Here is a 21670-nt window from a genome sequence, read left to right as displayed (position 1 = left end):
TGGCCCGATTCCCGAACCGCCGCAGCGGGCCTGGCGGCCTTCCGACGCCATACCCTGGCCGCGTGCGCGCCCCTGAACTGCAGGGACCCGGTTCTCACGATTTCGACAGTGCCGCGCCGTCGCGATGTGCCGATACCATGCGGGAGTGAACCAGCACGCAGGCGATTCGTTTGCCGCGCACCGGCAATACCTTCTGGCAAGTGCAGACGAACGGTAGGACATGAGTAGCCAACGGGGGCTGGCCGCGCGGATCGAGCGCAAGCTCGAGGCGACGGTGGACAACGCCTTCGCTCGCGTGTTCGGCGGAGCGATCGTCCCGCAAGAGGTAGAAGCCCTGTTATGCCGCGAGGCGCGCGACGGAGTTCAGAAGCTCCACGGAAATCGCCTTTTGGCCCCCAACGAATACATCATTACCCTCGGTATGCACGACTTCGGAAAGGTGAGCGCCGATCCGGATCTCACGTCGAGCTCTTTCGCGAGGTACTTGGCTGAGTACATCCACGAACAGGGGTGGCAAACGTATGGTGAGGTGGTCGTCCGGTTCGAGCAGTCGTCGAACCTGCGTACCGGCCAGTACCGCGCCCGTGGTGCTGTCAACCCCGATGTCCAGCCCCGCCCGACGGACGAAGACGCCGTCCGGCCACAATCAAATAACGCGTTCGGCGATGAACGAGGAGTAGCACCAATGACTGACAATTCGAGCTACCGCGGGGATCAGGGGCCGGGGCGGCCCGGCGACGAGTACGACGACCGCTACCGGCGTCCCCAGGACGACGCGCGCGGTGGCCCGGACCCGCAGGGTGCACCCGATTCTCGGGGGGGATATCCGCCCGAGCAGGGCGGCTACCCGCCGCAACAGGGCTACCCGCCGCGCCAACCCGAGCAGGGCGGCTACCCGGAGCAGGGCGGCTACCCCGACCAGGGACAAGGCGGCTACCCGCCGCAACAGGGCTACCCAGACCAAGGCGGTTACCAGGGCCAGGGCGGCTACCCGCCGCAGCAGGGCTACCAGGACCAGCGCGGCTACCCCGACCAGGGACAGGGCGGCTACCCACAGTCGTATGAGCAGCGCCCGCCCGCGCCCGGCGGGTACGGCGGCGGCCAAGGCTACGACCAGGGATACCGCCAGGGCGGCTACGGCCCTCCCGGCGGCCAGCCGGGTGGCGGCCCGCAGGGCTATGGCGGCGGCTACGGCGACTACGGTCGCGGGCCGGCGCGCCAGGACGAGGGCGGCTACGCCCCGCCCGAACAACGTCCCGCCTACCCCGAACAGGGCGGTGGATACGACCAGGGCTACCAGCAGGGCGGGGGATACGGCCGCCAGGACTACGGCTCCCCCGAATACACCCAGTACGCCGAGCACGCGCAGGGCGCGACGTATGGCGGCCAGGCCGGGGGATATCCCGAGGCTGCCAGCCCCGAGTACGACTACGGCCAGCAGCCCGACTACGGGCAGCAGGCGGAGTACGGGCAGCCCGCCGACTACGGCCAACCGGCCGACTACGGTCAGCAGGCGGGTGGCTACGGCGGATACGGGCAAGGCGGCTACGGCGCCGCGGGCACCACGATCACCCTTCAGCTCGACGACGGCAGTGGCCGCACCTATCAGTTGCGCGACGGCTCCAACATCGTGGGCCGCGGCCAAGACGCACAGTTCCGATTGCCCGACACCGGCGTGTCACGGCGTCACCTGGAGATCCGCTGGGACGGGCAGGTCGCGCTGCTGTCCGACCTGAACTCCACCAACGGCACCACGGTGAACAACGCACCGGTTCAGGAGTGGCAGTTGGCCGACGGCGACGTCATCCGTTTGGGCCATTCGGAAATCATCGTCCGAATCCACTAAGTCGCTGGGCTCAACGCTGCCGTGCTTCGCCCCGTGTCGACCACCGTCCAAGTATCGTGACGTAGCCGATGTGCTCGGAGTCACGGGCGCCGGGGACACGACGCTAGGACGGAAAGGACGCCAGATGCAGGGATTGGTACTGCAGCTGACGCGCGCCGGATTCTTGATGTTGCTGTGGGTCTTCATCTGGTCCGTGCTGCGAATCCTGCGGACCGATATCTACGCCCCGACCGGTGCCGTCATGGTGCGTCGCGGTCTGGCGCTGCGCAGCACGCTGTTGCCGTCGCGGCAGCGCCGGCACGCGGCTCGCTATCTGGTGGTGACCGAAGGCGCGCTGGCGGGAGGACGCATCACTCTCAGTGGTCAGCCGGTGCTGATCGGACGAGCCGACGACTCCACTCTGGTGCTCACCGACGACTACGCCTCAACCCGGCACGCCCGGCTGTCTCAGCGCGGCTCGGAGTGGTACGTCGAGGATCTAGGATCGACGAACGGTACTTACCTTGACAGGGCGAAAGTGACGACAGCGGTACGAGTCCCGATAGGAACGCCGATTCGAATCGGTAAAACGGCGATCGAGTTACGCCCGTGACCCGCGCCAATGACAATGATGCCGGCCTGGCACATCTTCCAGCCGGGATCGAGGAGTGGCGCCCGTGACCCTGGTCCTGCGATACGCCGCCCGGAGCGACCGTGGCCTGGTGCGCGCCAACAACGAAGACTCCGTCTACGCCGGCGCCCGGCTACTGGCTCTGGCCGACGGCATGGGCGGTCATGCGGCCGGCGAGGTGGCGTCCCAGCTGGTGATCGCCGCGCTGGCCCACCTCGATGACGACGAGCCCGGCGGCGACCTGCTGGCCAAGCTCGACAATGCGGTCCGATCGGGCAATGCGGCCATCGCCGCCCAGGTCGAGGCGGAGCCCGAACTTGAGGGGATGGGCACCACCCTGACCGCGATCCTGTTCGCGGGTGACCGAATTGGCTTGGTGCACATCGGCGATTCGCGTGGCTACCTGTTGCGCGATGGCGAGCTCAGCCAGATCACCAAGGACGACACGTTCGTTCAGACCCTGGTCGACGAGGGCCGCATCACGCGGGAAGAGGCGCACAGCCATCCGCAGCGATCGCTGATCATGCGGGCACTCACCGGCCACGAGGTCGAGCCGACGTTGACCATGCGCGAAGCCCGCGCCGGCGACCGTTATCTCCTGTGCTCCGACGGACTGTCGGACCCGGTGAGCGACGAGACCATCCTCGAGGCGCTGCAGATTCCCGACGTCGCCGAGGCCGCCTATCGCCTCATCGAGTTGGCGCTGCGCGGCGGGGGCCCTGACAACGTCACCGTTGTGGTCGCCGACGTCGTCGACTACGACTACGGGCAGACCCAGCCGATCCTGGCCGGCGCGGTGTCGGGCGACGAGGACCAAATGACGCTGCCCAATACCTCGGCCGGGCGCGCCTCGGCGATTCGGCCGCGCGAAGAATCCGCCAAACGTGTTGCACCACAACCGGAAACGACGCATCGACCGCGGTGGTCCCGGCAACGGATGATCGTCGTCGCCGCGCTGGCGGTGCTGCTGGTCATCGCGGGCCTCACCGTCGGGTGGTGGGTCATCCAGCGCAACTACTACGTCGCCGAATACAACGGCAGGGTCTCCATCGTCCGGGGGATCCAGGGGACGCTGTTGGGCGTTCCGTTGCAACGGCCTTACCTCGTCGGCTGCCTCAACGCGCGCAACGAGCTGTCCCTGGTCAGTTATGGGCAATCCGGCCATCCCAATTGCCAACTGATGACGCTGCAAGATCTGCGTCGTCCCGGACAGGTCCAGGTCCAAACCGGACTGCCGGGCGGCAGCCTAGACCAAGCGGAATCGCAGCTGCGCCAACTGTTGGCCGAATACTTGTTGCCGATCTGTCCGCCGCCGCGCGCCACCTCGCCGCCCGGGCCCCCGTCCACCGGCGGCAGAACTCCCGAATCCAGCGCCACCGCATCGCCAGCACCACCGACCACCAGTTCCACCAGCACCAGCCCCCCACCCAGCACGAGCGCCTCCAACGGCCCCGCGAACCCCTCACCGGCAGGTCCGACGACCACGTCGCAAACGGTGACCGCGCTCCCCGGGCCCCCACTCCAACCGGGCATCGATTGCCGGACGGTGGCATGACAACACAGCTTCAGCCGCCGGTCGCGGTCACGCCTCCTCTGCCTACCCGGCGCAATGCCGAGTTGTTGCTGTTGGGCTTCGCCTCGCTGATCACCGTCGCCGCGCTGCTGATCGTTGAGGCCAACCAAACCCGCGATCTGCACTGGGACGCAATCAACTACGGGCTGGTGTTTCTCGTCGTGTTCGGGTCGGCGCACATGGCCATCCGCCGCTTCGCGCCCTATACCGATCCGCTGCTGTTGCCAATCGTGGCTCTACTCAACGGACTTGGACTGGTGATGATTCACCGGCTCGATCTGGTCACCAACCAGCTCAGCGGCCGCCACCATCCCAGCGCGACCCAGCAGATGCTGTGGACCCTCGTCGGCGTGGTGACCTTCGCCCTGGTGGTCACCTTCTTGAAGGACCATCGCCAACTGGCGCGCTACGGCTACATCTGCGGACTCGTCGGTCTGGTCTTTTTGGTGATTCCTGCCCTGTTGCCGGCATCGCTGTCCGAACAGAACGGCGCCAAGATCTGGATTCGCTTGCCCGGCTTCTCAATTCAGCCCGCGGAGTTCTCCAAAATCCTGCTCCTGATCTTCTTCTCCGCGGTGCTGATCGCCAAACGCGGCCTGTTCACCAGCGTCGGCAAACACTTCATGGGCTTGACCCTGCCCCGGCCCCGGGACCTCGCGCCCCTGCTGGCGGCCTGGGTGATCTCGGTCGGCGTGATGGCCTTCGAAAAAGACCTTGGCACTTCGCTATTGCTGTATACGTCGTTTCTGGTGGTGGTCTACCTCGCTACCCAGCGCTTCAGCTGGGTAGGGATCGGCCTGGTGTTGTTCGTCGCGGGAAGCGTTGTCGCGTACTTCATTTTCAGCCACGTCCGAGTCCGGGTGCAGATGTGGTGGGACCCGTTCTCCGACCCCGACGGCAGCGGCTACCAGATTGTGCAGTCGCTCTTCAGCTTTGCCACCGGGGGGATCTTCGGCACCGGGCTCGGCAACGGTCAACCCGACACCGTGCCCGCCGCGTCGACCGACTTCATCATCGCGGCGTTCGGCGAAGAGCTGGGCCTGGTCGGCCTGGCAAGCATCTTGATGCTCTACACCATCGTCATCGTGCGGGGGATGCGCACGGCGATCGCCACCCGGGATAGCTTCGGCAAGCTGCTGGCCGCGGGCCTGGCGTCGACACTGGCCCTGCAGCTGTTCATCGTCGTCGGCGGCGTCACGCAACTGATTCCGTTGACCGGATTGACCACCCCGTGGATGTCCTATGGCGGATCGTCGTTGCTCGCCAACTACGTGCTGTTGGCCATCCTGGCGCGGATCTCGCACAGCGCGCGCCGTCCCCTGCGTACCCCAGCACGTCGCGAGCCGCCGATCGCGACGGCCGGCACCGAGGTGATCGAGAAAGTATGAACGCCTCCCTGCGCCGGATCTCGGTGACCGTGATGGCGTTGATCGTGCTGCTGTTGATCAACGCCACGATGACACAGGTCTTCGCAGCCGACTCGCTGCGCGCCGACCCGCGCAACCAGCGCGTCCTGCTCGACGAGTATTCGCGCCAGCGCGGCCAGATCGTGGCGGGCGGACAGCTGTTGGCGTACTCCGTCGCCACCGACAACCGCTTCCGGTTCCTGCGGGTCTATCCCAACCCCGCGACGTACGCGCCGGTCACCGGCTTCTACTCGTTGCGCTATTCGAGCACCGGCCTGGAGCGAGCCGAGGATCCGCTGTTGAACGGCTCCGACGAGCGGCTGTTCGGGCGCCGGCTGGCCGACTTCTTCACCGGCCGCGACCCGCGCGGGGCCAACGTCGACACCACGATCAAGCCGCGGGTCCAGCAGGCCGCCTGGGACGGGATGCAGCAGGGTTGCGGCGGTCCTCCGTGCAAAGGCGCCGTCGTCGCCCTCGAGCCGTCCACCGGGAAGATCTTGGCGATGGTGTCGTCGCCGTCTTATGACCCCAACCTGCTGTCGTCCCACGATCCGGACGTGCAGGCGAAGGCCTGGCAGCGGCTGCGCGACGATCCCAACAACCCGATGACCAACCGTGCGATCTCGGAGACCTACCCGCCCGGCTCCACGTTCAAGGTCGTCACCACCGCGGCCGCGCTGCAGGCGGGCGCCTCCGACACCGAGCAGCTGACCGCCGCGCCGTCGATTCCGCTGCCCAACAGCACCGCGACGCTGGAGAACTACGGTGGACAGGCGTGTGGCAACGAGCCGACCGTGTCCTTGCAGCAGGCCTTCGCGCGGTCCTGCAACACCGCGTTCGTTCAACTCGGGCTGCTCACCGGATCCGATGCGCTGCGCAACGCGGCGCGCTCGTTCGGCCTGGACAGCACCCCGAGTGTCATCCCGCTCCAGGTCGCGGAGTCGACTATCGGGATCATCCCCGACGCCGCGGCGCTGGGGATGACGAGCATCGGCCAGAAGGACGTCGCGTTGACGCCCCTGCAGAACGCCGAGATCGCCGCGACCATCGCGAACGGCGGGGTGACGATGCAGCCCTATCTCGTCGACAGCCTCAAGGGGCCGGACCTGACCACGATTAGCACCACGGCGCCCTATGAGCAGCGGCGCGCCGTGTCACCGCAGGTCGCCGCTAAGCTAACAGAGCTGATGGTCGGCGCCGAGAAGGTCGCACAGCAGAAAGGGGCCATTCCCGGCGTGCAGATCGCATCCAAGACGGGTACCGCAGAACATGGCACCGATCCGCGGCACACACCTCCGCACGCGTGGTACGTCGCGTTCGCGCCCGCACAGACCCCGAAGGTCGCCGTGGCGGTGTTGGTGGAGAATGGCGCCGACCGCCTGTCCGCGACGGGGGGTGCACTCGCCGCGCCGATCGGACGGGCTGTGATCCAGGCCGCGCTACAGGGAGGACCATGAGCCCGCGAGTTGGTGTGACGCTGTCTGGCAGATACCGCCTGCAGCGCCTGATCGCCACCGGCGGTATGGGTCAGGTCTGGGAGGCGGTAGACAGCCGCCTGGGCCGGCGCGTCGCGGTCAAGGTGCTCAAGCAGGAGTTCTCCCAGGACCCCGAGTTCATCGAACGCTTCCGCGCTGAGGCACGGACCACGGCGATGCTCAACCATCCCGGGATCGCGGCGGTCCACGACTACGGCGAGAGCCAGCTGGACGGGGAGGGCCGCACCGCCTATCTGGTGATGGAGCTGGTCAATGGTGAGCCGCTGAACTCGGTGCTCAAGCGCACCGGACGGCTATCGCTGCGGCATGCCTTGGACATGCTCGAGCAGACCGGTCGCGCGCTGCAGGTCGCGCACGCCGCCGGTTTGGTCCACCGCGACGTCAAGCCGGGCAACATCTTGATCACCCCGACCGGCCAGGTGAAGATCACCGACTTCGGTATCGCCAAGGCCGTCGACGCCGCGCCGGTCACCCAGACCGGCATGGTGATGGGCACCGCCCAATACATCGCGCCCGAACAGGCGCTTGGACACGACGCCACCCCGTCCAGCGACGTGTACTCGCTGGGAGTCGTCGGCTACGAGGTTGTTTGCGGCAAGCGGCCGTTCACCGGGGACGGTGCTCTGACGGTGGCGATGAAGCACATCAAGGAACCTCCGCCGCCGCTGCCCGCCGAGCTGCCGCCCAATGTGCGAGAACTCATCGAGATCACGCTCGTCAAGAACCCGGCGATGCGGTACCGCAGCGGGGGGCCGTTCGCCGACGCGGTGGCCGCGGTGCGCGCCGGGCGCCGTCCCCCCCGCCCCAGCCAGTCACCGCCTCCGGGCCGGGCATCGCCAGCGGCGATCCCATCCAGCCCGACGACCAGGGCTCCGGCGATGTCCCCGCGCACCGCCACACCTCGCCGGTCGCGCCCGACCACCGGCGGGCACCGTCCGCCCCCGGCCCGGCGCACCTTCTCGTCGGGGCAGCGCGCGCTGCTGTGGGCCGCCGGGGTGCTCGGCGCGCTGGCGATCATCATCGCGGTGCTCATCGTCATCAACTCCCGCGGGGATCAGCAGCAACAGCCCCCGACGGTCACCGACACCGGCACCCCGCCGGCATCGGCGCCGGCGACCAACACCCCCAGCGGTTCGGCGTCCCACCCGGGCATGCGGCTGGATTGGCCGGATGACGGCACCCTGGGGATGGCGGGTTTCCGTGAGGGGCCGGCCCGACACGGGACCTCGCCATGACCACCCCCCAGCACCTGTCCGACCGCTATGAGCTAGGGGAAATCCTCGGCTTCGGGGGGATGTCCGAGGTTCACCTGGCGCGTGACCTGCGCCTGCACCGCGACGTCGCGGTGAAGGTGCTGCGCGCGGATCTGGCCCGCGATCCCAGCTTCTACCTACGTTTCCGGCGCGAGGCGCAAAACGCCGCCGCGCTCAATCACCCGTCCATCGTGGCCGTCTACGACACCGGTGAGGCGGAGACGCCCACCGGGCCGCTGCCCTACATCGTCATGGAGTACGTCGACGGGGTCACGCTGCGCGACATCGTGCACACCGACGGCCCGCTGCCGCCGCGGCGGGCGATCGAGATCATCGCCGACGCGTGCCAGGCCCTGAACTTCAGTCACCAGAACGGCATCATCCACCGCGACGTCAAGCCGGCGAACATCATGATCAGCACCACCAACGCGGTCAAGGTGATGGATTTCGGTATCGCCCGCGCGATCGCCGACAGCGGCAACAGCGTCACCCAGACCGCGGCGGTGATCGGCACCGCGCAGTACCTCTCACCCGAGCAAGCCCGCGGTGACACCGTCGACGCCCGCTCCGATGTGTATTCGTTGGGGTGCGTTCTTTACGAAATCCTCACGGGCGAGCCACCTTTCGTCGGGGACTCGCCGGTCGCGGTCGCCTACCAGCATGTCCGGGAAGACCCGGTTCCGCCGTCGCAGCGCCACGACGGCATCTCGGCCGACCTCGATGCCGTCGTCCTCAAGGCGCTGGCCAAGAATCCGGAGAACCGCTATCAAACCGCGGCGGAGATGCGTGCCGATCTGGTGCGGGTGCACAACGGCGAAAGGCCCGAAGCGCCCAAGGTTTTCACTGATGCCGACCGGAGCTCGATGCTGTCGTCGAGTCCCGGCAGCGCGGGCCCGCCCCGGACCGATCCGCTGCCTCGCCAGGTTCTCGCCGACGCCGGTGAGGACCGCACCGTCGGTTCGGTCGGTCGCTGGATCGTCGCGGTGGCCGCGCTGGCCGTCCTGACGATCGTTGTGGTCATCGCGTTCAACGCCTTCGGCGGCGGTGCCCGTGACGTCCAGGTGCCTGACGTGCGCGGGCAGGTGTCCGCCGATGCCATCGCGGCGCTGCAAAACCGCGGCTTCAAAACGCGCACGCTGCAAAAGCCGGATTCGATCATTCCGCCCGACCACGTCATCGGCACCGATCCCGGCGCCAACGCCTCGATCAGCGCCGGCGACGAGATCACCGTCAACGTCTCCACCGGCCCGGAGCAACGCGAGGTGCCCGACGTTTCCTCGCTGAGTTACTCCGACGCTGTCAGCAAGCTCAAAGCCGCGGGATTCACCAAGTTCAAGCAGGCCAACTCGCCGTCGACGCCGGAGCTGTTGGGCAAGGTGATAGGGACGAGCCCGCCGGCCAACCAGACGTCGGCGATCACCAACGTCGTCACCGTAATCGTGGGCTCCGGACCGGAGACCAAGCAGGTTCCCGACATCGCGGGCCAGACCGTGGACATCGCGCAGCGAAACCTGACCGTCTACGGCTTCAGCAAGGTGACCCAGGTGCAGGTGGACAGCCCCCGGCCGGCCGGTGAGGTGATCGGGACCAATCCGCCCAAGGGACAGATGGTTCCGGTGGACTCGGTCATCGAACTGCAGGTGTCCAAGGGCAATCAGTTCGTCATGCCCGACCTGTCCGGCATGTTCTGGACGGACGCCGAGCCCCGGCTACGCGCGCTGGGCTGGACGGGCATCCTCGACAAGGGCGCCGACGTCGACGCCGGCGGCTCCCAGTCCCACCGGGTGGTGTATCAGAACCCGCCCGCCGGCGCCGGGGTGAACCGGGACGGAATCATCACGCTGAAGTTCGGTCAGTAGCCGCCGGGTCGGACGGGAAATACGGCCGCACCGCGGCGTGCACATCGTTCTCGAGTCGGCGCACCAGAGTGTCGTTGCGTACCAAGCCGCACACGGCCAGCCAGTTCGCCAGCATGCGATGGCCGCCCTCGGTCAGGATCGACTCCGGGTGGAACTGCACGCCGTGAATGGGCAATTCGGCGTGCCGTACACCCATGATCACGCCGCTGTCCGTGTGGGCGGTGACCTCGAGCACCGGCGGCAGCGATTCGGGCAGGATGGTCAGCGAGTGGTAGCGGGTCGCCGTGAAGGGGTCCGGAAGTCCTTGCAACACACCGACATCGGTGTGGTGGACGCTGCTGGTCTTACCGTGCAGCAGTTCGGGGGCGCGGTCGACGGTGGCGCCGAACGCGACGCCGATGGCTTGGTGCCCCAGGCAGACCCCGAGCAGCGGAGTCTTCTCGGCGGCACACGCGCGCACCATCCCGATGGAAGCGCCCGCGCGCTCCGGGGTGCCCGGCCCCGGACTGAGCAGCACGCCGTCGAACTGCCGGGCGGCCGCGGGCTCGTCGGAGAGCCGGGTGTCGTCATTGCGCCAGACGTCCGCGTCCACACCCAGCTGCCCGAGGTACTGCACCAGGTTGAACACGAAGCTGTCGTAGTTGTCGACAACCAGGATCCGCATCGTGCCAGGTTACCGTCCGGTGGCACCTGCCCCGCTGGTCAGTGGGCGTCAGTAGCCGATCGGACCGTTGGGCTGGGCAAAGTGCAGCCGGTCGGGCTCGAAGTGGCCGACCACCTGGACATCGGATTTGGCCTCTTCGCGGTAGCCCAGCCCGAACCGGACGACGTACTGCTTGTAAAGGATCACCAGGGGAGCGGCGGCGAGGGCGGCTTGCATGGCCGCGGAGTCACCGATCGCGGTGATCGTGTACGGCGGACTGTAGGTTCGTCCGTTGAGCAGCAGCGTATTGCCCACACAACGGGGCACCGACGTGGCGATGAGCCGTTGGTCTTGCATCTGGATCGCCTCGGCGCCCGCGCTCCACAGCGCGTTGAGCACGGCCTCGATGTCTTGCTGGTGCACCACCAGGTCATCGGGTGACGCGTCGCGCGGGAACCGCCCGTTGGCATCGCGCTGCGCGTCCTCGAGGGTGACCACCAGGCCCGGGCCGTGCACCGGGTTCATGTCCGCCTGGCCGGCGAGTTGCGCGGAGCGCCGCAGCATCGCGGCCAACGCGGCATCCGAGGAGTGCCCGTGCGCCGCGTCGATCTTCTTCGCCAGTTCCTCGCGGTCGGCGTTGAGCCGGTTCACCGTCGACTGGGTCTCGCGGACCAGGTCCACCAGCCGCGGGGCGTCGCTGCCGCGGATCTCGGCGCCGCCGGACACCCCGTGCGTGGCGGCGAGCAGGAGTCCGGCCAGCACACACACCACCGGGACGCCGAAGCGCCATGGCGACTGGCGCGTCTGGATCATCGAGTCTCCATTTCCTGGTCACCGTCCCAGGTGCGTTAGTCTCGTAGCCAAGCTATGGGTGCAGCTGCCGTGTTCATCGTTGCACCCCGTACCGCTCACCGTGTCGTTGAGGTAATCCGCGAGGTAATCATGCCCAAGTCCAAGGTCCGCAAGAAGAACGACTTCACCGTCAGCGCGGTCAGCCGCACCCCGGTGAAAGTCAAGGTCGGACCGTCGAGCGTGTGGTTCGTCGCGCTGTTCATCGGCCTCATGTTGATCGGCCTCGTCTGGCTGATGGTGTTTCAGTTGGCCGCGGTCGGATCCCAGGCGCCGACCGCCCTCAACTGGATGGCGGAACTGGGCCCCTGGAACTACGCCATCGCGTTCGCTTTCATGATCACCGGTTTGTTGCTCACGATGCGCTGGCACTGAGCCGGACGGCCGAGGGAATGAATTCATTTTTGGGCTAATTTGTCCCCGCGCCAGCAACGATCCGACCACCCAATCACACGCGTGTGATTTATCCCCACTGTTGATAGAGATTGTGGATAACTGCATCGGCAATGGTGGGAGGGGCTAAGGACGCCATGCAGCAAACACAATGGGAGCCGCACGCGGGCGGAATCGCTGGTTGTGGAGCCGCGGGCGTTTTGATGGCTATCGCCGGTGTGACCCTAATCACAGACCCGCCGGGGCGCGTTCTGGCGGGCGTTGCCGCGGTGGGTCTGATCTTGTTTGCGGGAATGTCGTGGCACGCGCGTCCAAAACTGGCAATCACGCCCGACGGCCTGGCGTTGCGCGGGTGGTTCCGGACGCAGCTATTGCAGCAATCCGACATCAAGATCATCCGCATCATAGAGTTCCGCCGTTACGGACGCAAAGTGCGGCTGCTGGAGGTCGAGACCGCCGACGGCGGCCTGGTGCTGTTCTCGCGCTGGGACCTCGGGACGGACCCGCTGGACGTGCTCGACGCGCTCACCGCAGCCGGCTACGCGGGCCGTTCACCGCACTGAACGGCCGCGCGCGGGCAGACCCGGTTACGAGATGGTGATCGACTCGATGACGACCGGTTCGGAGGGGCGGTCGTTGCCGTCGGTGCTCGTCGTCGAGATCGCGTCGACCACCTGCTGCGAGTCCGGATCGGTCACTTCACCGAAGATCGTGTGGCGCCGGTTCAGGTGCGGCGTCTTGTCGACCGTGATGAAGAACTGGGAGCCGTTGGTGCCCGGGCCCGCGTTGGCCATCGCCAGCAGGTAGGGCTTGTCGAATTGCAGTTCGGGGTGGAACTCGTCGGCGAACTTGTAGCCCGGGCCGCCGCGACCGGTTCCGGTCGGGTCGCCGCCCTGGATCATGAAGCCCCGGATCACCCGGTGAAAGACCGCGCCGTCGTAGAAGGGGCCGGAGGAGCCTCCCGATGCGTTCTGGGTCGAGTACTCCTTGGTGCCCTGCGCCAGGCCGACGAAGTTGGCGACGGTCTTGGGCGCGTGGTTCCCGAAGAGGGCGACCTTGATGTCGCCGCGGTTGGTGTGGAGCGTGGCGGTAGCAGTCTGAAAGGGGCTGTTAGTCACGGCATCAAAGTCTGCCACTACCCGTGAGCGCGTCCGCACGCGGTGCCACTCAATCCCACCCGCCAGCGAAAACCCGACGAACACGCACGGTCGCCGCCGACGTCCCTATGCTGGCAGTCTGTTCGGGTATCGTGCCGGCCGTCGGGCCGGCTTCACGGCAGGCGTCACCGGCGGAACGGAAGGGCGGCAGATGAGCGCGAAGACGGAATCCCGGCTGACCCCGCGCGAGCGACTGGCCCGCGGCCTGACCTATTCGGCGCGCGGGCCGGTGGACCTCACTCGCGGAGTCGTCGGCCTCAGCGTCGAGTCCGCGCAGTCGACCGCCGCGGAGCTGCGTCGCCGCTATCAGGAGGGGCGCCTGGCCCGGGACATCGCGGCGGCCCAGGAGGCCCTCGCCCAGGAGCTCGCCGCCGCGCAGGAAGTCGTCACCGGCCTGCCCCAGGCGCTGCAGGACGCGCGGCGAGCGCAGCGTCGCGGCAAGCGCCCGTTGCTCATTGCCGGGGTGGCCGTCGCGGTCCTCGCCGGCGGCGCCGTGGCCTTCAGCATCGTCCGGCGCTCGGTGCGGGCCAAGCCCCAGGAGCCGCAGTCGCGCCCGCCCAGCGTCGACGTGCAGCCGCGCCCGTAGCCGCTTCGTGGGCGGCAACGAGGCGCGGGAACGCGAATGCCGCTAGGGGACTTGGGTTGTGGAGCCTAGGGGAATCGAACCCCTGACACCCGCCTTGCAAAGGCGAATCGTGCTGCTGTTCAGCAGGTTACAGCCCGGACCGCGTGCGAAAAGTTACGACTGTAGTCAGCAGCAGTTATCTGTAGTTGTGGTCAAATTGTGGCCAGAAAGCGGCCGGGTTCGCGCACGTGGTGTCCTAGCCTCCAAGCTCGTGATTCTCGCGTACGTCGACGAAACGGGGGACACCGGCGATCCGGCCCTTGGTGGATCTTCCAACTGTTACGGCTTGGGATGCGTTCTCGTTGAGACCGACAAATGGTCGGACGTCTTCACGGCAGTTCTAAGTCTTAGGCGGAATATCCGCGCACGATATGGCATCGGGGTCCGAAAAGAGCTCAAGGCAAATTACCTCATCCGTGGAAGTTCCCACCTTCGGGACTTGAACTTGTCCCCCAACGACCGACACGTCATCTACCGGAGCCACTTCCGGGTTCTCCAGCAGGTGGCCGAGCCATTCGGTGTTAGAGCGTTCGGGATTGTAGTCGACAAACAGGCGTCGCCGTGGTCGTCTCCCCAAGACACTTTTGACATGGCTTGGATCACGCTGCTCCAACGTCTAGAACGAACTTCAACAAAGCGGGCGGCAGAACTCATGGTCATCCACGACCAGGGCGAAGATAAGCGGGTTATGCAGGCGGTAAGGAGGGCGCGAAGGCATCTGCCCGCCGGCCTCCACTGGGGAACCGGCAGCGTGGTGAACCCAGCGAAGTACTTCGTCGAGGATGCCATTCCGAGATCATCTGCGAATTCCTACTTCATCCAGATTGCTGATTTGGTGGCCTACGCAGCGTGGCGCACGCATCAGCATCCCAGCCCAGGTGCCGCAGCTGTTTGTCCGCACACAACCTGGAATCTACTTGGCGAAGCGATCCACACGCCCGTCACAAGCGTGAAGCCTGGCAACGCCATTGGCGTAGTCCTACGGTGACCGGCACATGCGCTTACAAATGAAGGGCCTCCGCAGAACGGAGGCCCGGGAAGCGCCTACACCAGGCATGCAGGCCAGGTTCAGCACTTAACTGAACTCTACGTTACGTTGTAAAAAAAGTAAAACATCGCGCATACTCGACCCTATGTCAGCGCCAGACGGCCCGCATCCCGTCAGCTCAAAGCTGCAAGTGCGGCTCCCCATCCGCTTGGCCCGAAGGCTGCGGATCCAGGGCGGCGACTTGGTCTATTGGCGAATCTCCGACGACCTGCCGGACGTCTTGCAATTAATCCCAGAAGAAGTAGTCGAGCGCAGGTACAGCGCAGGCGAGCGGATGGAAGCCGGCGCCCGTGAAGTTGGGCAAGAGTTATAACGACGCGAAAGCTTGCAGCCGCTTCCGGATGAATGGATTCATAGCCGCGGGTCGGGCGCGCAACCCTCGACTGCGGTACTAGCGAGGATTGCGCGCCCCAACCCTCCTTATCTGCTGAACACCTTCTGCCCCAGGGCGGCCGACCCCGGCGGTACCGGTGATTTCAGCGAAGCGCGGCGCTTGCGGCACCGAACGCAATCTGGGCAAAACGGCGGCTTAATGCCATTCTCCTGCGGCCGCGGTTCGTGGTCATCTTCGTGCTTGCACACCTCGCAGTAGCCGATCATCTTTCGGTGTTCCTTCTGGATCGGGGGCCCGGATAGCCCCCTTCACCCTTTAATGGACTGAGACCGGCAAAAGTACAGCCTGTAGAGAAATGCAAAGCTGGCGGTCACGGTGCAACCTGCGCGCTGCAGCCGGCGTCTGAAATGAGCCCGCTGGCCTGACGCTGGACCGCTACGGCCACCTGTACGAGTCGGATGTCGAGACGGTCGACTAGCCTTCAACCCCGTTATCGACTCGCAATTCTGGTCAGCAAGAGTGCCTGAGGATATCCCGGCGCAGAGTGTAAGGCCATCTGACCACCGGTTTCTTCGTGGAGCCTAGGGGAATCGAACCCCTGACACCCGCCTTGCAAAGGCGGTGCTCTACCAACTGAGCTAAGGCCCCTCATCGTGACTGGGTGGTTGACCGGGGTCATCCACAGCCACGTGCCAGACCTCGACTCCACGTCGTGACCACGCCACCGCTGCCGATACGGCGATCAGTGCCAGTGGCAGTGCGAGTCGTACGCAACGTCTTGACGGGCACATGGTTGTGGGCCTAGGAGGACTCGAACCTCCGACCTCTTCGTTATCAGCGAAGCGCTCTAACCGCCTGAGCTATAGGCCCGTACTCGCGTACGGCCGAGCGACGAGATTACCGCACTAGCCGCCCGACTCCCAAAACGCAGCATCCACGCTAGTCGCGATCCGCCAGGGTCACCTCGATGCCGCCGATCAGGTCGGTGGTCAGGTTGTAGACGAACGCGGCGATGGTCGCCATCGCGGTCAGCAGCACGATGTTGACCAGTCCGATCAACACGGCGCCGCCGAAAATCGTGCCGCTGGATACCAGTTCGCCGCTGCTACCGCTGGTGTTGTTCAGCAAGTCACCGACGTTGCTGTTCAACTTCGACCACACGCCCATGCCGCCCAGCACGAGGTAGAGGAACGCGACGGCGATCATCCACACGAAGAACAGGGCCACCGACAGCAGCAGCGACACCTTCAACGTGCTCCACGGGTCGATCCGGCGGATCTGCATGCTGGCCCGGACCGGGCCCCGCGTCCGCCGCGACACCTGCACCCGGTCGCGGTTCTCCCGGGCGTCCCGGTTTTCCGTGGACGCCGGGCGGCCGCCCGACGAGCTCTCCGACGTCCGCGGCTCGGGTGCGGGCTTGCGGTGCGGGCCGCGCGGCAGCGGGCCGGACAGATCCGGTAACTCGCTGGCGTAGGCCTCGGCGGGCGATCCCTCCCCGCGCGGGGGCGCGGCGTCGGCATCTTTCGGATGCGAGGCAGCGCCGCCTCCCGGCGCTGCGGTGCCGGAGATGAAGCGGTTCAGCCGGGCCTCAACCCCGCTGGGCGGGCCCGATGGACGCTTCTCGGTGGGCGGCTCGCTTTGGCGAGGCGGTGGCTGTTGGGGACGGGCCCCGCCGCGCTGCCACGGCGGTCCGTCCCCGGACTCCTGGGGACGGCCACCCTGTGCCGGCGGCGCCGCGCGGCGCGCCCCGGCACGCTCGGCCGCACCATCCCCGTTGGGGACGTCTCCCTTTTTGGGGGCGCCCGGCTCGTTCGGTGAAGTCACCCCGACTCCTTAGGTCTTCTACCTGGCCGCGCAGGCGGTGCAGTCGCGTTATGTCTGATCGGGCTGAGTCTAAATGCCCCGTTCCTCCTCGGGCCGCGCCGCGGCCCGCATCGTCATCGGGCTGAGTCTAGTGGCTTCATACCGACTAGCTCTCCGACTCGGCGCCCTCGGCTTCCTCGACGGCTTCGTCAGCGTTCGCTTCGGCATTGCGGGCGATGGCCAGCAGCGTGTTTTCTTCGCCGAGGTTCATCAGGCGCACGCCCTTGGTCTGCCGTCCCGCCTTGCGGACCTGGCCCGCCGCGGTCCGGATGACGCCGCCGCCCGAGGTGATCGCGTACAACTCGCTGTCCTCGTCGACGATCAGCGCCCCGACCAGCTTGCCGCGCCGACGGTCATACATCACCGTCAGGACGCCCTTGCCGCCGCGGCCCTGCACCGGATACTCCTCGATCGCGGTGCGCTTGGCGTACCCGCCAGAGGTCGCCACCAGCAGGTAGGTGCCCTCACGAACGACGTTGAGCGACAACAGGTAATCGTCGGTGTTGAAGCGCATGCCCTGCACGCCGGAGGTGGCGCGGCCCATCGGGCGCAGTGCCTCGTCGGTCGCCGAGAACCGGATGGACTGTCCGTTGGCCGAGACCAGCAGCAGGTCCTCGTCGGCAGAGCACAGCACCGCGCCCACCAGCTCGTCGCCGTCCCGCAGGTTGACGGCGACGATGCCGCCCGAGCGGTTGGAGTCGAAGTCGGTCAGCTTGGACTTCTTGACCAGACCGTTGCGGGTGGCCAGCACCAGATACGGCGCATCCTCATACCCACGGATCTGGATGACTTGGGCGATCCGCTCCTCGGGCTGGAAGGCCAGCAGGTTGGCGACGTGCTGACCGCGCGCGGTGCGGGAGGCCTCGGGCAGTTCGTAGGCCTTCGCGCGGTACACCCGCCCTTGTGTGGTGAAGAACAGGATCCAGTCGTGCGTCGAGCACACGAAAAAGTGCCGCACGATGTCGTCCTGCTTGAGCCCGGCGCCCTGGACGCCCTTGCCGCCGCGTTTCTGGCTGCGGTACAGGTCCGTTTTGGTGCGCTTGGCGTAGCCGGTCTCGGTGATGGTGACGACGACGTCCTCGCGCGCGATCAAGTCCTCGTCATTGACGTCGCCGTCGGCCGCGATGATCCGGGTGCGCCGATCGTCGCCGTGCTTGTCGACGATCTCGGACAGCTCGTCGTGCACGATGCGGCGCTGCCGCTCGGGCTTGGCCAGGATGTCCTCGAGATCGGCGATTTCGGCCTCGATCTTGGCCAGGTCGTCGACTATCCGCTGGCGCTCCAGGGCGGCCAGGCGGCGCAGCTGCATGTCCAGGATCGCCTGGGCCTGGATCTCGTCGATATCCAGCAGCTCGATCAGCCCGGCCCGGGCGATGTCCACGGTCTCCGACGCACGGATCAAGGCGATGACCTCATCCAGCGCGTCGAGCGCTTTGACCAGACCGCGCAAGATGTGTGCGCGCTCGTTGGCCTTGCGCAGCCGGTAGGTGGTCCGCCGGACGATGACGTCGAGTTGGTGCGCGACGTAGAGCCGGATCATCTGGTCCAGCCGCAAGGTGCGCGGCACCCCGTCGACGATGGACAACATGTTCGCGCCGAAGCTGGTCTGCAGCTGGGTGTGCTTGTAGAGGTTGTTCAGCACCACCTTCGCCACGGCGTCGCGCTTGATCTCGACGACGATGCGCAAACCGACCCGGTCGCTGGACTGGTCCTCGATGTTGGAGATGCCGGCGAGCTTGCCGTCGCGGACCTGCTCGGCGATCGAGGTGATGAAGTTGTCGTGGTTCACCTGGTACGGCAGCTCGGTGATGACCAGCGAGGTGCGTCCACGCGAATCCTCTTCCACCTCAACGACTCCGCGCATCCGGATCGACCCACGTCCCGTTGTGTACGCGTCGTGGATGCCCTGCGACCCGACGATCAGGCCGTGGGTGGGGAAGTCGGGGCCCTTGACCCGCTCGCAGACCGCGGTGAGGGTGGCCTCCTCGTCGGCCTCGTGGTTGTCCAGGCACCAGTAGACGGCCTCGGCCAACTCGCGCAGGTTATGCGGCGGGATGTTGGTCGCCATCCCGACCGCGATGCCCCCCGAACCGTTGGCGAGCAGGTTCGGGAACCGGCTGGGCAGCACGGTCGGTTCCTGCACCCGGCCGTCATAGTTGGGGATGAAATCGACTGTCTCCTCGTCGATTTCACGCAACATTTCCATCGCGAGCGGAGTCAGCCGCGCCTCGGTGTAGCGCATCGCCGCTGGCGGGTCGTTACCGGGCGAACCGAAATTGCCCTGCCCGTCGACCAAGGGATAACGCAGCGACCACGGCTGCGCCATCCGCACCAGCGTGTCGTAGATCGAGGCGTCGCCGTGCGGGTGGTAGTTACCCATCGTCTCGGCGACCGAGCGCGCCGATTTCGCATGGCTGCGATCCGGCCGGAAGCCGGAGTCATACATCGCATAGAGGACCCGACGGTGCACCGGCTTGAGGCCGTCGCGCACCTCGGGCAGCGCGCGGCCGACGATCACGCTCATCGCGTAATCGATGTAGCTGCGCTGCATCTCCTGCTGAATGTCGACCGGCTGGATCCGGTCGACGGGGTCGTCACCTGGCGGCAGCGTGGTGTCAGTCATGTATTCCTCGTTGGTTGGTCAACGGTGGCAGGCCTGATTCGATCAGACATCCAGGAAGCGAACGTCCTTGGCATTACGTGTGATAAAGCTGCGGCGTGCGTCGACGTCCTCGCCCATCAGAATCGAGAAGAGCTCGTCGGCGGCCGCGGCGTCGTCCAGCGTGACTTGGCGAAGCACCCGGACGGTGGGATCCATTGTGGTTTCCCACAATTCCTTGGCGTCCATCTCGCCGAGACCCTTGTAGCGCTGAATACCGTCGTCCTTGTTGATTTTCTTGCCCGCCTTCTGGCCGGCCTCCAGCAAGCCGTCTCGCTCGCGGTCTGAGTAGGCGAATTCGGGGTCACTGCGCTGCCACTTCAACTTGTACAGCGGCGGCTGTGCCAAAAACACGTGCCCATTCTCGATCAGCGGCCGCATGAAACGGAACAGCAGCGTCAACAACAGCGTCGAGATGTGTTGGCCGTCAACGTCGGCGTCGGCCATCAGCACGATCTTGTGATAGCGCAGCTTCGTGAGATCGAACTCGTCGTGGATGCCGGTGCCCAGCGCGGTGATGATGGCCTGGACTTCGGTGTTCTTCAACACCCGGTCGATGCGGGCCTTCTCGACGTTGATGATTTTGCCGCGCAGCGGCAGGATGGCCTGGAACATCGAGTCGCGGCCGCTCTTTGCCGAGCCGCCGGCCGAATCGCCCTCCACCACATACAGTTCCGACTTGCGTGGATCCGTCGAGCGGCAGTCGGCGAGCTTTCCGGGCAACCCGCCCAGATCGGTAGCGCTCTTGCGGCGCACCAACTCTCGCGCCTTGCGCGCGGCGATGCGGGCCTGCGCGGACGACACCGCCTTGTTGACCACCACTTTGGCGTCGGCTGGGTTGGCTTCGAACCAGTGCGTGAGTTGTTCGTTGCAGACCTTCTGCACGAACGACTTCACTTCGGTGTTGCCCAATTTGGTCTTGGTCTGGCCCTCGAACTGCGGTTCGCTGACCTTGACCGAGATCACCGCGGCCAGCCCTTCACGGATGTCATCGCCGGTGAGGTTGGGGTCCTTGTCCTTCAGCAGCTTCTTGTCTTTGGCGTACTTGTTCACCACGGTCGTCAGCGCGCTGCGGAAGCCCTCTTCGTGCGTGCCGCCCTCGTGGGTGTTGATGGTGTTGGCGAAGGTGTGCACGGATTCCGAGTAGCCGCCGTTCCACTGCATCGCGATTTCGACCTCGTGGCCGGGGCCCTTGCCGTCGAAATCGACGATGCTCTGCTGGATCGGGCTCTTGGTGCGGTTGATGTGCTTGACGAAGTCGACCAGGCCGCCGGGGTAGTGGAAGGTGCGGTGCTTAACCTTGTGGGGCGCAGTCGATTCCGCCGCCTTATCCTCGGCCGATTTGGGTGCGTCGGCGGTGTCGCTGACGACCTCGTCGACGACCTCCTCCTTGGTCACCCGCTCGTCGGTGAGGTTGATGGTCAACCCTTTGTTGAGGAACGCCATTTCCTGCAACCGGCGCGCGACGGTTTCGAAGTCGTAGTCGGTGGTCTCGAAGATGTCGGGGTCGGCCCAGAATCGGATCGTGGTGCCGGTGCGCTTGGTGGCCTCACCCTGTTTGAGGGTGCCGGGGACTGCCTTGTCGTAGTACTGCGACCACTCGTGGCCGTCGCGGGCGATGTCCACCTCGAGTCGGGTCGACAGGGCGTTGACGACCGAGACACCTACGCCGTGCAGACCACCACTGACGTTGTAACCGCTGTTCTCGCCGCCGAACTTGCCGCCAGCGTGCAGTTGCGTCATGACGACATCGACGGTGGGGGCGCCGGTCGCGTGCATCGCCACCGGGATGCCGCGGCCGTTGTCGGAAACCTCGACGCTGCCGTCGTCGAGAATGCGGACGTCGACCTTGTCGGCGTAGCCGGCCATCGCTTCGTCGACGGAGTTGTCGACCACCTCCCAGATGAGGTGGTGCAGACCCCGCTCGCCGGTGGACCCGATGTACATGCCGGGACGTTTGCGGACGGCCTCGAGGCCTTCGAGCACGGTGATCGCTGAAGCGCCGTAATCGTCTTGCGCCTTCTTCTTCTGGGCAGCCACGGTCGGAATGCTCTCC

The 21670-nt window shown here is 66.3% G+C and carries 17 protein-coding genes and 2 tRNA genes; 11 read left to right on the top strand and 8 right to left on the bottom strand.

Features of this window, described 5'->3' with window-relative positions:
- The first annotated feature begins 220 nt into the window (after positions 1 to 220).
- From G6N26_RS17960 to pknB, 7 genes are all read left to right on the top strand, one after another.
- Positions 221 to 1846 carry a DUF3662 and FHA domain-containing protein gene (locus tag G6N26_RS17960; RefSeq protein WP_083015734.1) on the top strand — a complete coding sequence of 542 codons (1626 nt, stop codon included), beginning with the start codon at positions 221 to 223 and terminating at the stop codon, positions 1844 to 1846.
- A 124-nt stretch (positions 1847 to 1970) separates the two neighbouring features.
- Positions 1971 to 2438, top strand: coding sequence for an FHA domain-containing protein FhaB/FipA (locus G6N26_RS17955; protein WP_007771646.1), 468 nt, complete (start codon positions 1971 to 1973; stop codon positions 2436 to 2438).
- A 64-nt stretch (positions 2439 to 2502) separates the two neighbouring features.
- Positions 2503 to 4011, top strand: coding sequence for a PP2C family protein-serine/threonine phosphatase (locus G6N26_RS17950; RefSeq protein WP_067170968.1), 1509 nt, complete (start codon positions 2503 to 2505; stop codon positions 4009 to 4011).
- Positions 4008 to 5417 carry an FtsW/RodA/SpoVE family cell cycle protein gene (locus G6N26_RS17945; RefSeq protein ID WP_067170613.1) on the top strand — a complete coding sequence of 470 codons (1410 nt, stop codon included), beginning with the start codon at positions 4008 to 4010 and terminating at the stop codon, positions 5415 to 5417. The genes G6N26_RS17950 and G6N26_RS17945 overlap by 4 nt, the downstream gene beginning before the upstream one ends.
- Positions 5414 to 6892: a D,D-transpeptidase PbpA gene (pbpA, locus tag G6N26_RS17940; RefSeq protein WP_067170610.1), complete on the top strand. Its 1479-nt coding sequence runs from the start codon at positions 5414 to 5416 to the stop codon at positions 6890 to 6892. Before G6N26_RS17945 ends, pbpA begins: the two co-directional genes overlap by 4 nt.
- Complete coding sequence (locus G6N26_RS17935; protein ID WP_083015737.1) at positions 6889 to 8166, top strand: serine/threonine-protein kinase; 1278 nt, start codon at positions 6889 to 6891, stop codon at positions 8164 to 8166. Before pbpA ends, G6N26_RS17935 begins: the two co-directional genes overlap by 4 nt.
- Positions 8163 to 10043, top strand: coding sequence for a Stk1 family PASTA domain-containing Ser/Thr kinase (pknB, locus tag G6N26_RS17930; protein WP_083015740.1), 1881 nt, complete (start codon positions 8163 to 8165; stop codon positions 10041 to 10043). Before G6N26_RS17935 ends, pknB begins: the two co-directional genes overlap by 4 nt.
- Here the strand turns inward: pknB and G6N26_RS17925 are convergent.
- Together G6N26_RS17925 and G6N26_RS17920 are read right to left on the bottom strand one after the other, a co-directional pair.
- A complete protein-coding gene (locus G6N26_RS17925; protein WP_067170598.1) occupies positions 10021 to 10707 on the bottom strand; it encodes an aminodeoxychorismate/anthranilate synthase component II in 687 nt (228 codons plus the stop codon). The genes pknB and G6N26_RS17925 overlap by 23 nt on opposite strands.
- 48 nt (positions 10708 to 10755) lie before the next feature.
- Positions 10756 to 11499 (bottom strand): DUF881 domain-containing protein, encoded by a 744-nt coding sequence (locus G6N26_RS17920; RefSeq protein ID WP_083015743.1) that lies wholly within the window; start codon positions 11497 to 11499, stop codon positions 10756 to 10758.
- Between the two features lie 129 nt (positions 11500 to 11628).
- Between G6N26_RS17920 and crgA the strand changes: the two genes are divergently transcribed.
- Together crgA and G6N26_RS17910 are read left to right on the top strand one after the other, a co-directional pair.
- Positions 11629 to 11910, top strand: a complete 282-nt coding sequence (crgA, locus tag G6N26_RS17915) for a cell division protein CrgA (RefSeq protein ID WP_067170592.1) — start codon at positions 11629 to 11631, stop codon at positions 11908 to 11910.
- 155 nt (positions 11911 to 12065) lie between these two features.
- The gene (locus G6N26_RS17910; RefSeq protein WP_067170588.1) at positions 12066 to 12491 is read left to right on the top strand and encodes a PH domain-containing protein; all 426 of its coding nucleotides are present in this window, start codon (positions 12066 to 12068) and stop codon (positions 12489 to 12491) included.
- A gap of 24 nt (positions 12492 to 12515) precedes the next feature.
- Here G6N26_RS17910 and G6N26_RS17905 read toward each other — a convergent pair whose 3' ends face one another.
- Positions 12516 to 13064, bottom strand: a complete 549-nt coding sequence (locus G6N26_RS17905; protein WP_083015746.1) for a peptidylprolyl isomerase — start codon at positions 13062 to 13064, stop codon at positions 12516 to 12518.
- 172 nt (positions 13065 to 13236) lie between these two features.
- Here G6N26_RS17905 and cwsA point away from each other — a divergent pair, with 172 nt between their 5' ends.
- Both cwsA and G6N26_RS17895 read left to right on the top strand, forming a co-directional pair.
- Entirely contained in the window at positions 13237 to 13671 is a 435-nt protein-coding gene (gene cwsA / locus G6N26_RS17900) for a cell wall synthesis protein CwsA (RefSeq protein WP_083015749.1), read from the top strand.
- A gap of 250 nt (positions 13672 to 13921) precedes the next feature.
- Complete coding sequence (locus G6N26_RS17895; RefSeq protein WP_139799095.1) at positions 13922 to 14698, top strand: DUF3800 domain-containing protein; 777 nt, start codon at positions 13922 to 13924, stop codon at positions 14696 to 14698.
- Between the two features lie 969 nt (positions 14699 to 15667).
- On the opposite strand, the gene G6N26_RS17885 is transcribed toward G6N26_RS17895, so the two are convergent.
- The 5 genes from G6N26_RS17885 to gyrB all read right to left on the bottom strand — a co-directional run bounded on the left by G6N26_RS17885 (position 15668) and on the right by gyrB (position 21654).
- Positions 15668 to 15740: transfer RNA gene (locus G6N26_RS17885), tRNA-Ala, on the bottom strand.
- A gap of 148 nt (positions 15741 to 15888) precedes the next feature.
- Positions 15889 to 15962: transfer RNA gene (locus tag G6N26_RS17880), tRNA-Ile, on the bottom strand.
- A 69-nt stretch (positions 15963 to 16031) separates the two neighbouring features.
- Positions 16032 to 16916: a DUF3566 domain-containing protein gene (locus G6N26_RS17875; RefSeq protein WP_067170580.1), complete on the bottom strand. Its 885-nt coding sequence runs from the start codon at positions 16914 to 16916 to the stop codon at positions 16032 to 16034.
- Between the two features lie 145 nt (positions 16917 to 17061).
- A complete protein-coding gene (gyrA, locus tag G6N26_RS17870; protein WP_083015753.1) occupies positions 17062 to 19578 on the bottom strand; it encodes a DNA gyrase subunit A in 2517 nt (838 codons plus the stop codon).
- 42 nt (positions 19579 to 19620) lie between these two features.
- Entirely contained in the window at positions 19621 to 21654 is a 2034-nt protein-coding gene (gyrB, locus tag G6N26_RS17865) for a DNA topoisomerase (ATP-hydrolyzing) subunit B (RefSeq protein WP_067176291.1), read from the bottom strand.
- Positions 21655 to 21670: the final 16 nt, after the last annotated feature.

Origin of the sequence: Mycobacterium marseillense (genome assembly GCF_010731675.1) — a bacterium.
Taxonomy (GTDB): Bacteria; Actinomycetota; Actinomycetes; order Mycobacteriales; family Mycobacteriaceae; genus Mycobacterium; species Mycobacterium marseillense.
Note: the sequence above shows the minus strand (reverse complement) of the source record. Positions and strands in the feature narration are given on the sequence as shown.

Bases quoted from the DNA above. Each gene is read 5' to 3' on its own strand.
- G6N26_RS17955 (WP_007771646.1), top strand. From the start codon at position 1,971: ATGCAGGGATTGGTACTGCAGCTGACGCGCGCCGGATTCTTGATGTTG.
- crgA (WP_067170592.1), top strand. From the start codon at position 11,629: ATGCCCAAGTCCAAGGTCCGCAAGAAGAACGACTTCACCGTCAGCGCG.
- pknB (WP_083015740.1), top strand. From the start codon at position 8,163: ATGACCACCCCCCAGCACCTGTCCGACCGCTATGAGCTAGGGGAAATC.
- G6N26_RS17935 (WP_083015737.1), top strand. From the start codon at position 6,889: ATGAGCCCGCGAGTTGGTGTGACGCTGTCTGGCAGATACCGCCTGCAG.
- G6N26_RS17960 (WP_083015734.1), top strand. From the start codon at position 221: ATGAGTAGCCAACGGGGGCTGGCCGCGCGGATCGAGCGCAAGCTCGAG.
- G6N26_RS17925 (WP_067170598.1), bottom strand. From the start codon at position 10,707: ATGCGGATCCTGGTTGTCGACAACTACGACAGCTTCGTGTTCAACCTG.
- G6N26_RS17910 (WP_067170588.1), top strand. From the start codon at position 12,066: ATGCAGCAAACACAATGGGAGCCGCACGCGGGCGGAATCGCTGGTTGT.
- cwsA (WP_083015749.1), top strand. From the start codon at position 13,237: ATGAGCGCGAAGACGGAATCCCGGCTGACCCCGCGCGAGCGACTGGCC.
- pbpA (WP_067170610.1), top strand. From the start codon at position 5,414: ATGAACGCCTCCCTGCGCCGGATCTCGGTGACCGTGATGGCGTTGATC.
- G6N26_RS17945 (WP_067170613.1), top strand. From the start codon at position 4,008: ATGACAACACAGCTTCAGCCGCCGGTCGCGGTCACGCCTCCTCTGCCT.
- gyrA (WP_083015753.1), bottom strand. From the start codon at position 19,578: ATGACTGACACCACGCTGCCGCCAGGTGACGACCCCGTCGACCGGATC.
- G6N26_RS17920 (WP_083015743.1), bottom strand. From the start codon at position 11,499: ATGATCCAGACGCGCCAGTCGCCATGGCGCTTCGGCGTCCCGGTGGTG.